Annotated in this window: 1 protein-coding gene; it reads left to right on the plus strand. The window is 65.6% G+C overall.

The window, feature by feature from the left end:
* Positions 1–46: 46 nt before the first annotated feature.
* Positions 47–569, plus strand: a 523-nt coding sequence (locus tag AC01FP_RS18845) for a sigma-70 family RNA polymerase sigma factor (RefSeq protein ID WP_474482464.1), incomplete at its 3' end; no start/stop codon positions are given.

Below are 569 nucleotides of genomic sequence, written 5' to 3' on the forward strand. Positions count from 1 at the left end.
CCGGCCTTCTCGGGCTCGATCCGTTGCTGGTCAAGGCGCGCGGCGGGTGATCGCCGACGATGCCACGATGGCGCGGCTGATGGTCCGCGCGCAGGCGGGCGACCGGCAGGCCTATGGCGTGCTGCTCACCGAGGCGTCGCGCTGGCTCAAGCGCTACTTCGCGCGGCGCAGCGCTCCCGGGGCCGTCGACGACCTGATCCAGGAGACGCTGCTCTCGGTCCATCGCAAGCTCGCGAGTTTCGATCCGGAGCGACCGTTCCTGCCCTGGCTCGCGGCAATCGCGCGCTTCCGCTGGGTTGACCACCTGCGCCGCGCTTACCGCGCCGGCGAGGTCAATTTGCCTGAAGATATCGCAATCGAAAGCGAGGAAGACGAAATCGGCGCACGGATCAGTCTCGAACGCCTGTTCAGACTGCTTTCGCCGGGACAGGCTCGCGCCATCGAACTCGTCAAGATCAACGGCCACAGCATCGCTGAAGCCGCACAGCATTGCGATCAGAGCGAACCGCTGATCAAGACCAACATCCATCGCGGGCTGAAAAAGCTCGCCGCGCTGATCGAGAAAGCCG

Source organism: Cyanobium sp. NIVA-CYA 375, from assembly GCF_056108345.1.